Source organism: Vibrio frigidus, from assembly GCF_042465995.1.
Taxonomy (GTDB): Bacteria; Pseudomonadota; Gammaproteobacteria; order Enterobacterales; family Vibrionaceae; genus Vibrio.
In genome coordinates this window covers 19742-33168 of sequence record NZ_JBCDMC010000008.1, presented here as the reverse complement: position 1 = coordinate 33168, position 13427 = coordinate 19742, and the positions used below count along the sequence as shown (strand labels likewise).

Sequence of the window (13427 nt, the reverse complement as noted above, 5' to 3'; positions counted from 1 at the left end):
CCTCAAAAGAAAGACTGCATTATATATCCATGAAGTGTGACTAATCGCCGTATAAAAAGCATTATGTGTTCATAGTTTCAAACAGGCAGGTGTAATGAATAATTTGTTTACGTATATATCGGCGATGAAAGAAGAGCCTGATGGCTTGTCGATAGTAGAGAAGGTATTTAACAAACAGGCTTCTGAAGAAGACGATATTCTTCTGGAAAACAGTGAGTTGTTCGTAAAGTTTAACAACGGTGTTGCTGTAAGAAAGCTAACTGAGCGCGAACTATCTGGACACATTACGGACGCAGTTTGTGAGGAGTGCTGGATTTCGTATGAGGTAACTGAACAGCCGAGCAATTTAAATATAGTACCCAAGAGAAAGAACTTTACGAATCAATGCCAAGAGTCATTTTGGCTAAAGATTAATAAGGTGCAGTCAAGCACATAAAAATTAGGATTAAGTGTTGCGTAGCCAACGCATTCTCCCAATTTCAAGTCGAACATTGGTAATGTATCATTTCAATACTCTTCAGATTGACCCAATTAAACAACAAGTTATATCAAAGTTACTCCAATATTCTACCGAGTTTAATTATTAGGTTCCTTACTTCTGGCAAGTATCTATCCTCATGGTGCGTTACCAACCACTGGTCATGGCCAAGTTCATCAATTATATCTCCTACGCGTTTTAGTTTAGGTTGTGTATCTCCTATAAAAGTAGGAAGAAGTGCTATCCCTTTACTCTCAAGAGCGATATCAAGACTGTTTCTCGGTACACTCACTTCGCATATTGAATTACTCATAATAAAGCGGTCAAGCCAGCGAGCAGAGGGTATATCAGCCAGAACTTTTATCCATAATTCAGGAGCTTCTGGCGTTGAATAGGGTGCGAAATCGACACGTTTTAGTTTACGACATACTAGAGACTCGTCTGTTGGTCTACTGTTTCGAATACCGATAACTATTTCTCTGTGCGATATGTCTAGTATTTTTTCGGTAGAGATGAAACGTATAAGGGTGTCATCTAAGGTTCCGGAATATTGATCAATATGTTGGATTAAAAAAAGTGTCGTCCACGTTCCTGCAGAGATTTTGACTAATGGCTTTTTGTTTTGTGAACTTGTCATTGTGAAGCTAGTGACTTTTGATTCGATGGCCGTTAGTTCTTCTAACAATTTTCTTCCTTCGGCAAGTAGCTCATATCCACGATCATGACGAATAAACAGTTCTTTTCCTAAGCTACGTTCAAGTGCATACACCCTGCGTCCCAGTGTTGCAGGGCTTCGTTGACTCGACTTTGCTGCTGCTGAAAGGCCACCTTCTCTTGCTACAGAAATAAACAATTGGAGATCATTCCAATCAACTTTCTTTTTATTCATGAAAAGACCTTTGCGTATCGTTTTGTTGATGAAATTACATTGTCTAGTAATCTTTAGAACAGTAAAAGGTCTCATTCTGATTTTTGCCAAAAGTATCACATAGCGCAATATTGTTTGGAGTGAAATAATACAGTTAGTACGGAGCCCGAAATGAAAATAAAAGCAGGGGAGAAGAATAAGTGTTTCAAGAGGCACACATCAAGAACAGTTCCGTTCCCTGATGCTGGTAAAACTCAAATCTTGAAAGAAGAAGATGCTTTTTATAAAGAATATAGTTCAGACGATATATGTAAGTTCTACACGCTATTAGAAAAAATCCGTAATGTAGTAGCAAAACTTGGAACAACACTTACTGACATTAGTAGCCATCGTTATTTAAGGAAAATTGCGTCTTTAGTAATTCCAAAAAGGTAAAGAACTCCGTTGTAGTGGGCTAAAATCCCAGGTCTGAAATCTGCCCAGCCTTATTCTATTTAGATGTTTATAGATAACGACTTCTCAAATGATCTTGGAAATACGGAGCATTTAAAATTTCACCTGTTGCCTGCTTAACTAATTCATCAGTTGTTAGCAAGCTACCCTTGTTCCAAATTTTATCTGATAACCAAGTGAAAATTGGAGTTAGATCACCGCTGCGAATTGCTCCATCTACGTCTACAATTTTCTTCATTGAAGCCATAAACTGAGCCGCATACATTGCACCTAAAGTGTAATAAGGGAAATAACCCAAGGCCCCCATCGGTCTACGGTATAATGTAACCTGCATTGTTAGTGAAATGGTGCTTTGTATCTGTTGCGCATCGTTGACTCTAAGGGGATTTAGAAGTGTAAGCGATTTAAAAGACTTGGTAGTTGATCCAATAATTAACAATTGAGTAACTGAATAGTTGTTCGTGTTACTGTACAAGTCAAGGTTGTGAAGTTATACTTGTCCAATAAAATGTACATGTGGAGTTTTTATGAGAATAGTATCTTTTACGGAAGCAAGAAACGGATTAAAAGCTGTTTTAGATAGTGTCGTGAATGACGCAGATACAACAGTTATTACCCGTCGTGACTCTGAAGATGCTGTGGTAATGTCTTTAGACTATTACAATAGCTTGATGGAAACGGTTCATTTGCTTCGATCCCCTAAAAACGCAGAACACTTAAACCGTTCAATAGCGCAATACCGTGCAGGTAAAGTAGAAGCACGAGAGCTAATAGATGAGTAACCAACGCTTGTTGTCGTGGACTGATGAGGCTTGGGGTAGTTACCTTTACTGGCAGACTCAAGACAAAAAGACGTTGAAGCGCATAAATAAACTTATCAATGATGTGAAGCGAACTCCATTTGAAGGTATTGGTAAACCCGAGCCATTGAAAGAAAATTTATCAGGATTCTGGTCTCGCCGTATAGATGATACTAACCGTTTAGTTTATGCAGTGGATGAGGAAACGATTACCGTAATTTCTTGTCGTTATCATTATTAGTCTATGACTTAGTAAAAGGCTGAATCAGAAACCTGACCAGCCTTATTTACACCACTATAAGTAACGACTTCTCAAATGTGCCTGAAAATGATCTGCATTCAACGTCTCGCCAGTTGCTGTCTTAAGCAATTCATCCGTCGTCAACAAACTTCCTTTACTCCAGATATTCTCCGATAACCAAGAGAAAATAGGGGAGAGATCACCACTTCGAATCACGGAATCAACATCGACAGTTTTTTTCATTGAAGCCATAAACTGCGCCGCATACATTGCGCCTAAAGTGTATGAAGGGAAATAACCAAAGGCCCCATCGGTCTAAGGTATAATGTTACCTGTATTTTTAGCTTAGTACATTGAGGCTTGTCGCTTCATTGATGTCTGCTAGATATTATTCCAATTTTTTTTGATGGTTAGAGTGATATTGGTAAATTTGCTTGTCATCTATATAGTGACACTTTAGTATCACTATATAGATGACAGAGGAGATCTGATATGAAAGTTGAAGTAGTAACTTCTTTAAAGCGAAAGGCGACCAAGATACTTGCTGAACTACACGATAGCAAAGAGCCAATTCTGATTACAGAGCATGGAATACCATCAGCTTATCTTGTTGACGTTGACGACTACGAGTTTATGCAAAATCGACTTTCTATCTTCGAAGGAATTGCAAGAGGAGAAAGAGCATTAATAGATGGAAAAACGTTAAGTCACAAGGAAGCCAAGGACAAAATGTCAAAATGGCTGAAATAATATGGACTGAACCCGCTCTTTCTGACCTAAATGATATTGCTGAATATATAGCGATAGATAATATAGGTGCGGCAAAAACGCTTATGCAAACAGTTTTTGCTAAAGTTGAACGTTTAGAGCTATTTCCTGAATCTGGACGAATTCCGAATGAGATACCGCATTTACCTTACCGAGAAGTCGTCGTTAACCCATGCCGAGTTTTCTATAAGATAGAGGAAAGCAAGATTTTCATTCTATTTGTAATGCGAGAAGAAAGAAATTTGAGAAAATTTTTACTGGATAAAATGAATTAACTAAAAGGCTGAATCAACGAACTAACCAGCCTCAATTATTTATACCATTAAAGGTAACGACATCTCAAATGATCTTGGAAATGCTGAACATTTAAAGTTTCACCAGTTGCTTGTGTTACTAATTCATCCCGTCGTTAGCAAACTGCCTTTATTCCAGATCTTATCTGATAACCAAGTGAAGATAGGAGTTAGATCACCACTACGAATTGCTCCATCTACATCAACGGTCTTCCTCATCTAAGCCATAAATTGAGCCGCATACATAGCGCCTAGCGTATAGTTAGGGAAATATCCGAAGGCCCCATCGGTCTACGGTATAATGTAACCAGCTAAACTAATGGAAGGCTGATGGCATATAAAACGCAGAGATTCGCTAAAATCCGTTGGTTAGAATTTTGCTTTTAAAATTGTAGAAATAAATGATTGTCTCCTATGAATTCCAATTAGCTAATTATGCTGTGATAGCTCATTACTCAAAAAATCAAACACGAATTGGATTCGTCTGTTTGTCCTGAGTTCACGATGAGTGACTAGCCAGAGTTCGCTTGAGAATGCCCCTAATTCAGGTAACACTTTCTGGACCTGATCGTCTGTTTTAACTAGATTTCCTTGAATGAAGCCAATGCCTATTCCTTGCTTAACTAACTCCCAATAAACAGTATGATTTCCAGTGGTAACGGGAAAGTTGTCAGATGTCAGTTGCAGGCCACGATGATTTAGTATCGAAATAATCTTGTGAATATCGGGAGCACCTACATAGTCAACGTTATCAAAATCAGCTATAGATATAGGATTTCCAACAGATTCAAGATAGCTAGTTGTGGCGTAAAGATAAAAATCGTCATCCCTAATTTTCTTAGCAATTAAGTCTGGTTGAGTAGGTCTGTAAGATCTTAGAGCGATATCTGCTTCTCTTCTTTTCAAGTCACTGCTTGTGTTCGATGCAATCAACTCAATAGTGATTTTAGGTTCAATACTTCTTAACTTTGAAATTAATGTAGGTAGCTCGTAAACCGCCATGATTTCTGATGCGCTAATACAGACAGATCCTTCTAATGATTCAGACTTCCCTGAAGCAAGTAGAGATAAATGAGAAGCCGCACTACCCATGTTCTTAACACATTCAACCAACTCAATTCCGCTAGGAGTTAACTCTAACCCCTTTCCTACTCGTTCAAATAAAGCTACTTTAAGTTGCTTTTCTAATGCATTAACTTGCCTACTCAATGTTGGTTGAGAGCTACTTAATGCTTTAGCTGCTGCAGATAGGGAACCTAATTCAGCAGTAACCAGAAAGGCTCTAGCGTGATTCCAATCAAAGTCTATAGCTTTCCAGTCTATTCTCATGTGAATACCATTCATGCATTTTTGTCCGTATCTATTCATAATAGCATTGATACAATATCGATAACGCGATAATTACAAACCATCAAGATTTCACATAAACACGTGGGGCTATAACGCCTTGACATTTGCTAGGTGCAAACTATGAATAAGACAGAAAGTTTTTGGGATAAAGCTTCAAAGAACTACGATAAATCTGAAGAGCGTTTTGAATATATTCATAATAAGACCAGAGGAAACACTAAAAAATACCTAGATATTAACAATATTGTTTTGGACTACGGATGTGGAACTGGTACAAAATCCTGTGAGCTAGCTAGTCAGGTAAAAGAAATCCATGCGATAGATATCTCATCCGAAATGATTGAGTCGGCGAAAACTAAAGCGGCTAGTTGCAGGATCGAAAATATTAGCTTTGAACACACAACTATTTTTGATAAACAGTTCAGGAATGAATCATTTGATGTAATCCTAGCATTCAATATGTTACATACCATAGATAACCCTCACGATGTTATTCGAAGAATATACGAATTATTAAAACCTGATGGGCTTTTCATTTCTGCCACACCTTGTTTGAATGGGAGAAAGTCCTTTTTAGTTAACATTCAAATTTACCTCGTTAGATTCTTATCAAAATTTGGATTAATCCCAATAACGATAAGAAGATATAAAAGTTGTGATTTGGATGATTTAATCAAAAATGGGGACTTTCAAAAAGTGGCTACTGAACAACTATACAAAGGGGCGTCTAGTTATTTTGTTGTCGCAAAGAAAGCACTTCAGCCGTAGTGCAGATAGAATAAGTCACGGAATTTTTAGATAAAGTTATTTTAACAATACAGACTACAAGTCCAAAAATTATCGAAAACACCACCTATCACAATGGTGGCGTTTGGTTAGTTGAAATGCGAAAAGTATCAATCCTGACTAGAATGTAAAAGTACAACAAACTCGATTGGTGCTTACCCCGTAAAGTTCCCTCTGTAACGACTTCTCAAATGCGCCTGAAAATGATCAGCATTCAACGTTTCACCAGTCGCTGATTTAACTAATTCATCCGTCGTCAACAAACTCTCGTGACTCCAAATATTCTCCGATAACCAAGAGAAAATAGGGGAGAGATCACGACTTTGAATCACTGAATCAATGCCTACTGTTTTCTTCATAGACGCGATAAACTGAGCTGCATACATTGCGCCTAAAGTGTAGGAAGGGAACGATTAAAAGGCCCCATCGGTCTACGGTATAATGTAACCTGCATTTGGAACCTAAGAGATGGGATGAGAACATCGTCAAAATTAGTTATTAACACCATCGTTATTTGTTAATTGCCCAACATTCTATCTAGTGCTAACATTTGTACTCACAAAAGGTATGGAGCATATCATGGACACTAGAATCCAGTTTCGTGTTGATGAAGAAACGAAACGACTAGCTCAACAAATGGCTGAAAGCCAAGGCAGAACATTAAGTGATGCTTGCCGTGAGCTAACAGAGCAACTAGCAGATCAACAGAGGGAAACTTTATCTCATGACGCGTGGTTGACTGAGCAAGTAAACTTGGCTTTTGATAAGTTTGATTCAGGAAAAGCAGTTTTTGTTGATCACGAATCTGCCAAATCTCGTATGGCTGAACGTAAAGTTAATATTCGTAACCGAGGAAAACGATGATTTTGTGGGAAGAAGAGTCTCTTAACGATCGCGAAAAGATCTTTGAGTTTCTTTATGACTTCAACCCAGAAGCTGCTGATAAAACAGATGAGCTCATCGAATCCAAAGTTGAAAATCTTTTAGAACAGCCTTTAATGGGAGTACAAAGGGAGAGTATTAGGGGGCGACTGCTTATTGTTCCTGAGATCTCAATGATCATTTCCTACTGGGTTGAGGGCGATATCGTTCGTATCATGCGTGTACTACACCAAAAACAGAAGTTCCCAGTGGACTAGTTATGTCTACTATGCAACTAACATCATTTAGGTCTACTGTCTGTTAGTGGGAAGGAACGGTTCTATGAGCGATACGGTTACATCAGTCGACCGAAAAATCAGCTTGGCCACGGAATGTGTAAGTTTACATAATATCAAACGAGTATTTGCCCCGAAATCCGTTAGAGAAAAATTTCTTTATGAACGAGATGGCGAGCGTTTGCCCTACTAAAAGTTATCTAAATTCAGCAAACCCAGAAGTTTTGCTACATGGAGTAATCTAACCCATTAGCTATTTCACTAACCTATTGATTCTATGTTGAAGCCTCAAAAGAAAGACTGCATTATATATCCATGAAGTGTGACTAATCGCTGTATAAAAAGCATTATGTGTTCATAGTTTCAAACAGGCAGGTGTAATGAATAATTTGTTTACGTATATATCGGCGATGAAAGAAGAGCCTGATGGCTTGTCGATAGTAGAGAAGGTATTTAACAAACAGGCTTCTGAAGAAGAAGATATTCTTCTGGAAAACAGTGAGTTGTTCGTAAAGTTTAACAACGGTGTTGCTGTAAGAAAGCTAACTGAGCGCGAACTATCTGGACACATTACGGACGCAGTTTGTGAGGAGTGTTGGATTTCGTATGAGGTAACTGAACAGCCGAGCAATTTAAATATAGTACCCAAGAGAAAGAACTTTACGAATCAATGCCAAGAGTCATTTTGGCTAAAGATTAATAAGATGCAGTCAAGCACATAAAAACTTGGAATAACACTTACGAACATTGGTAGCCATCGTTATTCAAGGAAAATTGCGTCTTTAGTAATTCCAAAAAGGTAAGGAATTCCGTTGTAGTAGGCTAAAATCCCTGGTCAGAAAATCTCGAAAACTGGTATAATTTTGAGTAGCAGAGTTTATCTGAAAGAAAATACTAATCTAAATGCCATAACTTAGAGATGTTCGTATATGGCTTTAAGCGATATTATTATCGAGGTGGTTAGAAAGGCTGGATCTGAAATCTGCCCAGCCTTATTCTATTTAGATGTTTAAAGGTAACGGCTTCTCAAATGCGCCTGAAAATGATCTGCATTCAACGTCTCACCAGTCGCTGCCTTAACCAACTCATCAGTGGTCAACAAACTGCCTTTACTCCAAATGTTCTCAGATAACCAAGAGAAAATAGGGGAGAGATCGCCACTTCGAATCACGGAATCAACGTCTACAGTTTTCTTCATCGAAGCCATAAACTGCGCCGCATACATTGCACCTAATGTGTATGAAGGGAAATACCCAAAGGCCCCATCTGTCCAATGAATATCCTGCATACAACCATCTTTGAAATTGCCCTGAGTAGACAAACCAAGATAGGCATTCATCTTACTGTCCCAAAGCTCTGGTACGTCTGTATATGAGATCTTGCCGTTCATAAGATCTCTTTCAATTTCATAGCGTAAGATGACGTGGGCAGGGTAAGTGAGTTCATCTGCGTCAACACGAATAAAACCTTTGTCCACACGAGTGTATAGTTTTTGAAAATTGCTGCTTTCAAGTACCGGATCTGTTTTGGCGTCAAAGGCATTCGCAGACATTTTAGAAAGATGTTCAATAAAAACATCATTTCTCCCTACCTGCATTTCAAAAAATAAAGACTGTGATTCATGAATACCCATAGATCGCGCTTCACCAACGGGCAGTCCTGACAACGACTTAGGCAAACCTTGCTCATACCGCGCGTGACCTGTCTCATGTACCGTTCCCATCAACGATTGAATAAAATCACTTTCGTCATATCGAGTGGTTAACCGTACGTCCGTTGGAACACCGCCACAAAATGGATGGACACTTTCATCCAATCGACCATGATTAAAATCAAACTGGAGCAACTTCATTACCTCAAGCCCTAGTTGCTTTTGGTCGTGACGACTATAGGTGCCATTAGGTAAGATGAGCGTATCTGACTTCTGTTTTTCTAACGCGTTATCGATGAGATTAGGCAACCAACTACTGACATCACTAAACAGTGTATCTAAAGATTCGGTTGTCGTACCAGGCTCATATAGATCAAGCATCGAGTCATAAGGTGACAGGCCAGTCGCCTCAGATCGTATTTGTGCTTCTTGCTGAGATAGGTCAACGACTTCTTTCCAGTTCTTCTTAAAATCTTGCCAATCGTTTTGACCACGTTGAGTACGCCATGCATGTTCGCATTTGGAGCCGGCTAATGATTTTTGTTGTACAAGCTTTTCAGGTAATACATTTGCTTGCATCCAGTTTCTTTTAAGTTCCCGTAAACTGGATTGCTGTTTGCCATTTAACGCTTCGTTTTCTGCTTTGTCGAACAGTTCTGCCAACTGTGGTTCGGTCATTAATTTATGGATATGGACAGACAGTTCTGCCATTGCTTCTGAGCGCGCTTGATTACCGCCTGATGGCATTACCGAAGCTTGATCCCAGCCGCATATCGCCGCGAGATGATTAAAGTGTGATATTTTTTTTGAGTGCTCTTTGAGTTGATTATATGCAGACATTATTTTTTCCATCGCCAAAAAAACAAGTTTACCATTGATCTAAACAAGTCGAGAAGCCTTGGGTTTACACTAATTACCTGATATAACAAAATAACAGAGTGTTTTTAACGGTGACAAGGATGCATATACTAAATATCGAGGCTTTTTTGATAGCCATTACCATACTGACATTAACACCCGGTTTGGATACCGCGGTAGTGATTAGAAATACGAGTCGTTCAGGGGTCAAAGACGGCTGCGTAACCAGTTTTGGTATCTGCATGGGCCTATTTTTTCATGCCACGTTTTCGGCTATTGGAATTTCTGCCATTTTACTTCAATCAGCAGAAGCGTTCCAAATGATGAAGTGGGTAGGGGCGGTATACCTGATCTATCTGGGTATCAACGGATTACGTTCTACCTTTAGGGGGAAAAGTAGCCTTAAAATTAGTGATTCTGAGCATGACGTGTTCCAGCTTAAACGTTCGTTAAGAGAAGGTTTTCTGTCAAACGTGCTGAATCCAAAAACAGCGGTATTCTATCTTGCATTTTTACCCCAGTTTATTGATCCCGCTTACTCACCATTTCTTCAATCGTTGTTGATGGCAACCATTCATTTTGTTATCGCTATGGCGTGGCAATGCGGGCTTGTAGGTGCAATAAACTATGCCAAGCGTTTGGTGCAAAATGGTTCGATAATGACGTGGATGGAAGGCTTAACCGGCGTTGTTTTGATTGGCTTAGGTATCAAGTTGTTGCTGGAAGATCCACCAACATTAAATAACGGATAAGTTTAGACAAAAGGGCCTGCGAATCTGCAGGCCCTTTTTATTGGTTTTAAAGAATATTTATCGTTGGTCAAACTCGAAAATAACGCGGCTATACTTGCAATGCTAGTTCGTGGTTGTCTTTGTTGTCTGCGTCGAAATAAGCCTTTGTTTCGGCAATAACGATATGACGCAACGCAATTAAACCAATCAGGTTCGGAACCGCCATCAAACCGTTAACGATGTCAGCGATGATCCAGATCATATCTAGATGTAGGAAGGCACCAGATGCCACTAACCCCAAGAAGATGATTTTGTAAGGAAGCACGGCTTTCGTCCCCATCAGGAAAACAACACACCGTTCACCGTAATAGTTCCAGCCCAATATAGTGGTAAAAGCAAAGAAAATAAGCCCAATTGAGACCAACATAGGGCCCAAGGTGTCAGAATTTAATCCAACAGCAAAGGCATGTGTTGTCATTTCTGCGCCGGAAAACTCGCTTTGCCAAGCGCCAGTTAGGATTAGGGCGAGTCCAGTCATTGTGCAGATAATGATGGTATCGAAAAAGGTACCCGTCATGGATATAAGACCTTGTCGAACACACGAATCTGTCTTTGCTGCTGCTGCTGCCATTGGTGCGCTGCCTAAACCGGATTCATTAGAGAATACCCCACGAGCGATACCTGATTGAATCGCGAGCATCATGCCAGCGCCTAAGAATCCACCGGAAGCGGCTGTCGTAGTAAATGCAGACACAACCACTAACTCAATAGCCGCGAACAATTGGTCAGCGTTGGTCACCAGTACAAACAAACACGCAACAACATAGAAAACAGCCATCACAGGCACAACTCGTCCTGCCACTTTAGCAATCGATTTTATCCCGCCAATGGTGACAACCGCAACCAACACGGTAAGCACTATGGTCGAAACCTCCCTAGAGATACCAAAAGAGAGCCGTGAAGCATCTAATATTGCGTTAACCTGTGGAAAAGTGCCGATGCCAAAACAGGCAACACCCAGAGCAAATACGGCGAAAAGTGTCGCTAAAAACTTAGACCCTACACCGTATTGAAGATAATACATCGGTCCGCCGACCATCTGTCCTTTGTTATCGACCTTACGATACTTAACCGCGAGTAAACATTCTGCATATTTTGTTGCCATGCCAAATAACGCCGCAAGCCACATCCAAAATAGAGCGCCAGGTCCGCCGATTTTGATTGCCGTAGCAACACCCACAATATTACCGGTGCCAATGGTGGCTGATAATGCTGTGCATAAAGCGGCGAAGCTGGATACATCACCTGCTGCTTTGTTATTTTCTGAGCGAGAGAAAACAAGCCTGAGTGCGGTAGGCAAATACCTAAACTGAAGTAAACCTAATCGAAAAGTAAAATACGCACCAGTACCAACGAGAAGAATTAATAATGGTGGTCCCCAAACAAAGCTGTCGATTGTTTGAAGTGAAGATTGAAAGTTGTTCATGGTTCCCCTTAATAAAACAAAAATTTAAGGAGAAGAGTGAAAGGTTAATTATCTTTTTTTTGACGAAAAAACGCCAAAAACACCCAGAATTCGGGTGTAAAATGTACCTAGCTTTCCACTCCTCTGTCCTTTTGCCTGAGAGTTTCGTCCAGTATAAAACCGGATTTGCTCCTTCGGCGGCCGAATCAATACCTCATAAAATTAGGGTATATCGGCTCTCTCCAGAGGTTCCTCCAACGACAGTCCTCACGACCATTTGTGTTTTTATGCACTCATTGTCGCACCTGAAAGATTTACTTCTTCGGTGGGGTTAATTAGCCAATTTTAAACAAAATATTGGTGGTAAACCCTCTCTCCTGCCGTCTTCTACGGAACAAATGCTTGCTGATAAGTAAACAACAAGCATTCTGCCCGGCGGATATTACATAAAACTTTTCCGTGTGTCAGCAGTGAAATATTTGATTGCTCAATAATTTTTCGTTAGTTCACCTAAACAACGAAATAATAACGTAAAATAGACTAGATAATGCTATATATAAATGTAACAAGGAGCGCATATGACAAGACTAATTGCTATCGCAGCTTTTATTGCACTTTCAATATTTCTTATTCGGTACAGAACGAACAAAAAGGTACAACATGGTGTCATCATTGCGTTTGTATCCGGGCTCGCTATGTATGCTGTTTCCATGGTGATGAGTGAACTGTTTCGATGAATAGGAGCGTTAGAACGTGAGTAACATGGTTGATCCAAGGGATCAAGAAGATGTTGTGGTTATTGAGGAAAGGGACAAACACACCCTAATTTATATCGCTGTAGCGGCCGTGCTTGGTATTGCCATTGGTGGGCTTATCGGTTCGATTGTAACAAAAAGTGAATGGGAACCTGCCTATCAAGCACTAGAAGTGAAGTTGGTAAAGGCAAAACAGGCTCAGACTGAAGTTATCGTAAAAAAAGCGGAAGCAGTTGAAAAGAAAGAGGCAGAGTTAGAAACAGAAATTGTGTCGAGAGTGACTGTCGAAGTAGACTCCATTGCCTTGCAAAGTAAACAAGAAATAGATAACGCGCAAGCGATGGTGACCGAGCTTGAAAAAGTTAATATTGAAATGGATGCGCGTATTCAATCTCAACTAGAAGAGATTGAGCAAAGAAAACGGACCATTTCAGACTTGGAAAAACAGGTTGCGATGCAAGCGAATATATTTGAACGCTCACGCGAACTATTTCAACGTGAGTTGTTGATCAAACAAGACCTAACTAAGCTACAAAAAGAACGTGACGTATTAGAGCCAAGGTTAAAGCGCTTTAAAAAAGAGTGTGATGTCTATCTGGATGGTTCATCATTTGAAGCCAATTCTTCAGCGTGTGACAAACACGATGAGATTAACTCGAATATCAGTCAAATTGATCAGATGATTGAAGTTCACAAACTGGATCTACGAGATATCGAAAGCATTTCGGATAGAATTGGGCTGTAATTGGTAATACTCGTCATCAATGGATATA

At 39.8% G+C, this 13427-nt stretch carries 18 protein-coding genes, 4 pseudogenes and 1 riboswitch; of the genes and pseudogenes, 14 read left to right on the top strand and 8 right to left on the bottom strand.

Annotated features, from left to right (window positions below; genetic code table 11):
* Positions 1–94 precede the first annotated feature (94 nt).
* Positions 95–436, top strand: coding sequence for a hypothetical protein (locus AACW90_RS14605; protein ID WP_390235732.1), 342 nt, complete (start codon positions 95–97; stop codon positions 434–436).
* Between the two features lie 118 nt (positions 437–554).
* Here the strand turns inward: AACW90_RS14605 and AACW90_RS14600 are convergent, their stop codons facing one another.
* Positions 555–1367: a LysR family transcriptional regulator gene (locus tag AACW90_RS14600; RefSeq protein ID WP_390235730.1), complete on the bottom strand. Its 813-nt coding sequence runs from the start codon at positions 1365–1367 to the stop codon at positions 555–557.
* A gap of 150 nt (positions 1368–1517) precedes the next feature.
* On the opposite strand from AACW90_RS14600, the gene AACW90_RS14595 reads away from it, so the two are divergent.
* Entirely contained in the window at positions 1518–1781 is a 264-nt protein-coding gene (locus AACW90_RS14595; protein ID WP_390235728.1) for a hypothetical protein, read from the top strand.
* A 67-nt stretch (positions 1782–1848) separates the two neighbouring features.
* On the opposite strand, the pseudogene AACW90_RS14590 reads toward AACW90_RS14595, so the two are convergent.
* Positions 1849–2103 (bottom strand): annotated as a pseudogene (locus AACW90_RS14590) (carboxypeptidase M32); the annotation flags it as partial.
* Positions 2104–2326: 223 nt separating this feature from the next.
* Between AACW90_RS14590 and AACW90_RS14585 the strand changes: the two are divergent.
* Both AACW90_RS14585 and AACW90_RS14580 read left to right on the top strand, forming a co-directional pair.
* Positions 2327–2581, top strand: a complete 255-nt coding sequence (locus AACW90_RS14585) for a type II toxin-antitoxin system Phd/YefM family antitoxin (protein WP_195703322.1) — start codon at positions 2327–2329, stop codon at positions 2579–2581.
* Positions 2574–2840 (top strand): Txe/YoeB family addiction module toxin, encoded by a 267-nt coding sequence (locus AACW90_RS14580; RefSeq protein WP_390235725.1) that lies wholly within the window; start codon positions 2574–2576, stop codon positions 2838–2840. Before AACW90_RS14585 ends, AACW90_RS14580 begins: the two co-directional genes overlap by 8 nt.
* A gap of 54 nt (positions 2841–2894) precedes the next feature.
* On the opposite strand, the pseudogene AACW90_RS14575 reads toward AACW90_RS14580, so the two are convergent.
* Positions 2895–3155, bottom strand: a pseudogene (locus tag AACW90_RS14575) (carboxypeptidase M32); the annotation flags it as partial.
* A gap of 177 nt (positions 3156–3332) precedes the next feature.
* On the opposite strand from AACW90_RS14575, the gene AACW90_RS14570 reads away from it, so the two are divergent.
* Entirely contained in the window at positions 3333–3590 is a 258-nt protein-coding gene (locus AACW90_RS14570) for a type II toxin-antitoxin system Phd/YefM family antitoxin (RefSeq protein ID WP_390235724.1), read from the top strand.
* Positions 3578–3883, top strand: a complete 306-nt coding sequence (locus tag AACW90_RS14565) for a type II toxin-antitoxin system RelE/ParE family toxin (RefSeq protein ID WP_390235722.1) — start codon at positions 3578–3580, stop codon at positions 3881–3883. The genes AACW90_RS14570 and AACW90_RS14565 overlap by 13 nt, the downstream gene beginning before the upstream one ends.
* Positions 3884–3930: 47 nt before the next feature.
* Here the strand turns inward: AACW90_RS14565 and AACW90_RS14560 are convergent.
* Both AACW90_RS14560 and AACW90_RS14555 read right to left on the bottom strand, forming a co-directional pair.
* Positions 3931–4192, bottom strand: a pseudogene (locus AACW90_RS14560) (carboxypeptidase M32); the annotation flags it as partial.
* Between the two features lie 138 nt (positions 4193–4330).
* Complete coding sequence (locus AACW90_RS14555; RefSeq protein WP_390235718.1) at positions 4331–5245, bottom strand: LysR family transcriptional regulator; 915 nt, start codon at positions 5243–5245, stop codon at positions 4331–4333.
* A gap of 126 nt (positions 5246–5371) precedes the next feature.
* On the opposite strand from AACW90_RS14555, the gene AACW90_RS14550 reads away from it, so the two are divergent.
* Positions 5372–6019: a class I SAM-dependent methyltransferase gene (locus AACW90_RS14550; protein WP_390235716.1), complete on the top strand. Its 648-nt coding sequence runs from the start codon at positions 5372–5374 to the stop codon at positions 6017–6019.
* 173 nt (positions 6020–6192) lie between these two features.
* On the opposite strand, the pseudogene AACW90_RS14545 reads toward AACW90_RS14550, so the two are convergent.
* Positions 6193–6447: pseudogene (locus tag AACW90_RS14545) on the bottom strand (carboxypeptidase M32); the annotation flags it as partial.
* A 169-nt stretch (positions 6448–6616) separates the two neighbouring features.
* Here AACW90_RS14545 and AACW90_RS14540 point away from each other — a divergent pair.
* The 4 genes from AACW90_RS14540 (at position 6617) to AACW90_RS14525 (ending at position 7916) form a co-directional block, all read left to right on the top strand.
* The gene (locus AACW90_RS14540) at positions 6617–6901 is read left to right on the top strand and encodes a type II toxin-antitoxin system RelB/DinJ family antitoxin (RefSeq protein WP_390235713.1); all 285 of its coding nucleotides are present in this window, start codon (positions 6617–6619) and stop codon (positions 6899–6901) included.
* Positions 6898–7176 carry a type II toxin-antitoxin system RelE/ParE family toxin gene (locus AACW90_RS14535; RefSeq protein ID WP_390235710.1) on the top strand — a complete coding sequence of 93 codons (279 nt, stop codon included), beginning with the start codon at positions 6898–6900 and terminating at the stop codon, positions 7174–7176. The genes AACW90_RS14540 and AACW90_RS14535 overlap by 4 nt, the downstream gene beginning before the upstream one ends.
* A gap of 64 nt (positions 7177–7240) precedes the next feature.
* Positions 7241–7387 (top strand): hypothetical protein, encoded by a 147-nt coding sequence (locus AACW90_RS14530; RefSeq protein ID WP_390235707.1) that lies wholly within the window; start codon positions 7241–7243, stop codon positions 7385–7387.
* A gap of 187 nt (positions 7388–7574) precedes the next feature.
* The gene (locus AACW90_RS14525; RefSeq protein ID WP_390235704.1) at positions 7575–7916 is read left to right on the top strand and encodes a hypothetical protein; all 342 of its coding nucleotides are present in this window, start codon (positions 7575–7577) and stop codon (positions 7914–7916) included.
* A 287-nt stretch (positions 7917–8203) separates the two neighbouring features.
* Here AACW90_RS14525 and AACW90_RS14520 read toward each other — a convergent pair whose 3' ends face one another.
* Complete coding sequence (locus tag AACW90_RS14520) at positions 8204–9685, bottom strand: carboxypeptidase M32 (RefSeq protein ID WP_390235701.1); 1482 nt, start codon at positions 9683–9685, stop codon at positions 8204–8206.
* Between the two features lie 119 nt (positions 9686–9804).
* Here AACW90_RS14520 and AACW90_RS14515 point away from each other — a divergent pair, with 119 nt between their 5' ends.
* The gene (locus tag AACW90_RS14515) at positions 9805–10455 is read left to right on the top strand and encodes a LysE family translocator (protein WP_390235699.1); all 651 of its coding nucleotides are present in this window, start codon (positions 9805–9807) and stop codon (positions 10453–10455) included.
* Positions 10456–10543: 88 nt separating this feature from the next.
* Here the strand turns inward: AACW90_RS14515 and AACW90_RS14510 are convergent, their stop codons facing one another.
* On the bottom strand, positions 10544–11920 hold the full coding sequence (locus AACW90_RS14510; RefSeq protein ID WP_390235697.1) for an alanine/glycine:cation symporter family protein: 1377 nt from the start codon (positions 11918–11920) through the stop codon (positions 10544–10546).
* Between the two features lie 113 nt (positions 11921–12033).
* Positions 12034–12155, bottom strand: a riboswitch (glycine riboswitch).
* A 322-nt stretch (positions 12156–12477) separates the two neighbouring features.
* On the opposite strand from AACW90_RS14510, the gene AACW90_RS14505 reads away from it, so the two are divergent.
* Both AACW90_RS14505 and AACW90_RS14500 read left to right on the top strand, forming a co-directional pair.
* Positions 12478–12636, top strand: coding sequence for a hypothetical protein (locus AACW90_RS14505; RefSeq protein ID WP_195703317.1), 159 nt, complete (start codon positions 12478–12480; stop codon positions 12634–12636).
* Between the two features lie 25 nt (positions 12637–12661).
* Positions 12662–13399, top strand: a complete 738-nt coding sequence (locus tag AACW90_RS14500) for a chromosome partitioning protein ParA (RefSeq protein WP_390236320.1) — start codon at positions 12662–12664, stop codon at positions 13397–13399.
* The last annotated feature ends 28 nt before the right edge of the window (positions 13400–13427 follow it).

What these genes read in the sequence shown, in the direction of transcription:
- AACW90_RS14605 (WP_390235732.1), top strand. Translation starts at nt 95, where the DNA reads ATGAATAATTTGTTTACGTATATATCGGCGATGAAAGAAGAGCCTGAT.
- AACW90_RS14600 (WP_390235730.1), bottom strand. Translation starts at nt 1,367, where the DNA reads ATGAATAAAAAGAAAGTTGATTGGAATGATCTCCAATTGTTTATTTCT.
- AACW90_RS14595 (WP_390235728.1), top strand. Translation starts at nt 1,518, where the DNA reads ATGAAAATAAAAGCAGGGGAGAAGAATAAGTGTTTCAAGAGGCACACA.
- AACW90_RS14585 (WP_195703322.1), top strand. Translation starts at nt 2,327, where the DNA reads ATGAGAATAGTATCTTTTACGGAAGCAAGAAACGGATTAAAAGCTGTT.
- AACW90_RS14580 (WP_390235725.1), top strand. Translation starts at nt 2,574, where the DNA reads ATGAGTAACCAACGCTTGTTGTCGTGGACTGATGAGGCTTGGGGTAGT.
- AACW90_RS14570 (WP_390235724.1), top strand. Translation starts at nt 3,333, where the DNA reads ATGAAAGTTGAAGTAGTAACTTCTTTAAAGCGAAAGGCGACCAAGATA.
- AACW90_RS14565 (WP_390235722.1), top strand. Translation starts at nt 3,578, where the DNA reads ATGGCTGAAATAATATGGACTGAACCCGCTCTTTCTGACCTAAATGAT.
- AACW90_RS14555 (WP_390235718.1), bottom strand. Translation starts at nt 5,245, where the DNA reads ATGAATGGTATTCACATGAGAATAGACTGGAAAGCTATAGACTTTGAT.
- AACW90_RS14550 (WP_390235716.1), top strand. Translation starts at nt 5,372, where the DNA reads ATGAATAAGACAGAAAGTTTTTGGGATAAAGCTTCAAAGAACTACGAT.
- AACW90_RS14540 (WP_390235713.1), top strand. Translation starts at nt 6,617, where the DNA reads ATGGACACTAGAATCCAGTTTCGTGTTGATGAAGAAACGAAACGACTA.
- AACW90_RS14535 (WP_390235710.1), top strand. Translation starts at nt 6,898, where the DNA reads ATGATTTTGTGGGAAGAAGAGTCTCTTAACGATCGCGAAAAGATCTTT.
- AACW90_RS14530 (WP_390235707.1), top strand. Translation starts at nt 7,241, where the DNA reads ATGAGCGATACGGTTACATCAGTCGACCGAAAAATCAGCTTGGCCACG.
- AACW90_RS14525 (WP_390235704.1), top strand. Translation starts at nt 7,575, where the DNA reads ATGAATAATTTGTTTACGTATATATCGGCGATGAAAGAAGAGCCTGAT.
- AACW90_RS14520 (WP_390235701.1), bottom strand. Translation starts at nt 9,685, where the DNA reads ATGTCTGCATATAATCAACTCAAAGAGCACTCAAAAAAAATATCACAC.
- AACW90_RS14515 (WP_390235699.1), top strand. Translation starts at nt 9,805, where the DNA reads ATGCATATACTAAATATCGAGGCTTTTTTGATAGCCATTACCATACTG.
- AACW90_RS14510 (WP_390235697.1), bottom strand. Translation starts at nt 11,920, where the DNA reads ATGAACAACTTTCAATCTTCACTTCAAACAATCGACAGCTTTGTTTGG.
- AACW90_RS14505 (WP_195703317.1), top strand. Translation starts at nt 12,478, where the DNA reads ATGACAAGACTAATTGCTATCGCAGCTTTTATTGCACTTTCAATATTT.
- AACW90_RS14500 (WP_390236320.1), top strand. Translation starts at nt 12,662, where the DNA reads ATGGTTGATCCAAGGGATCAAGAAGATGTTGTGGTTATTGAGGAAAGG.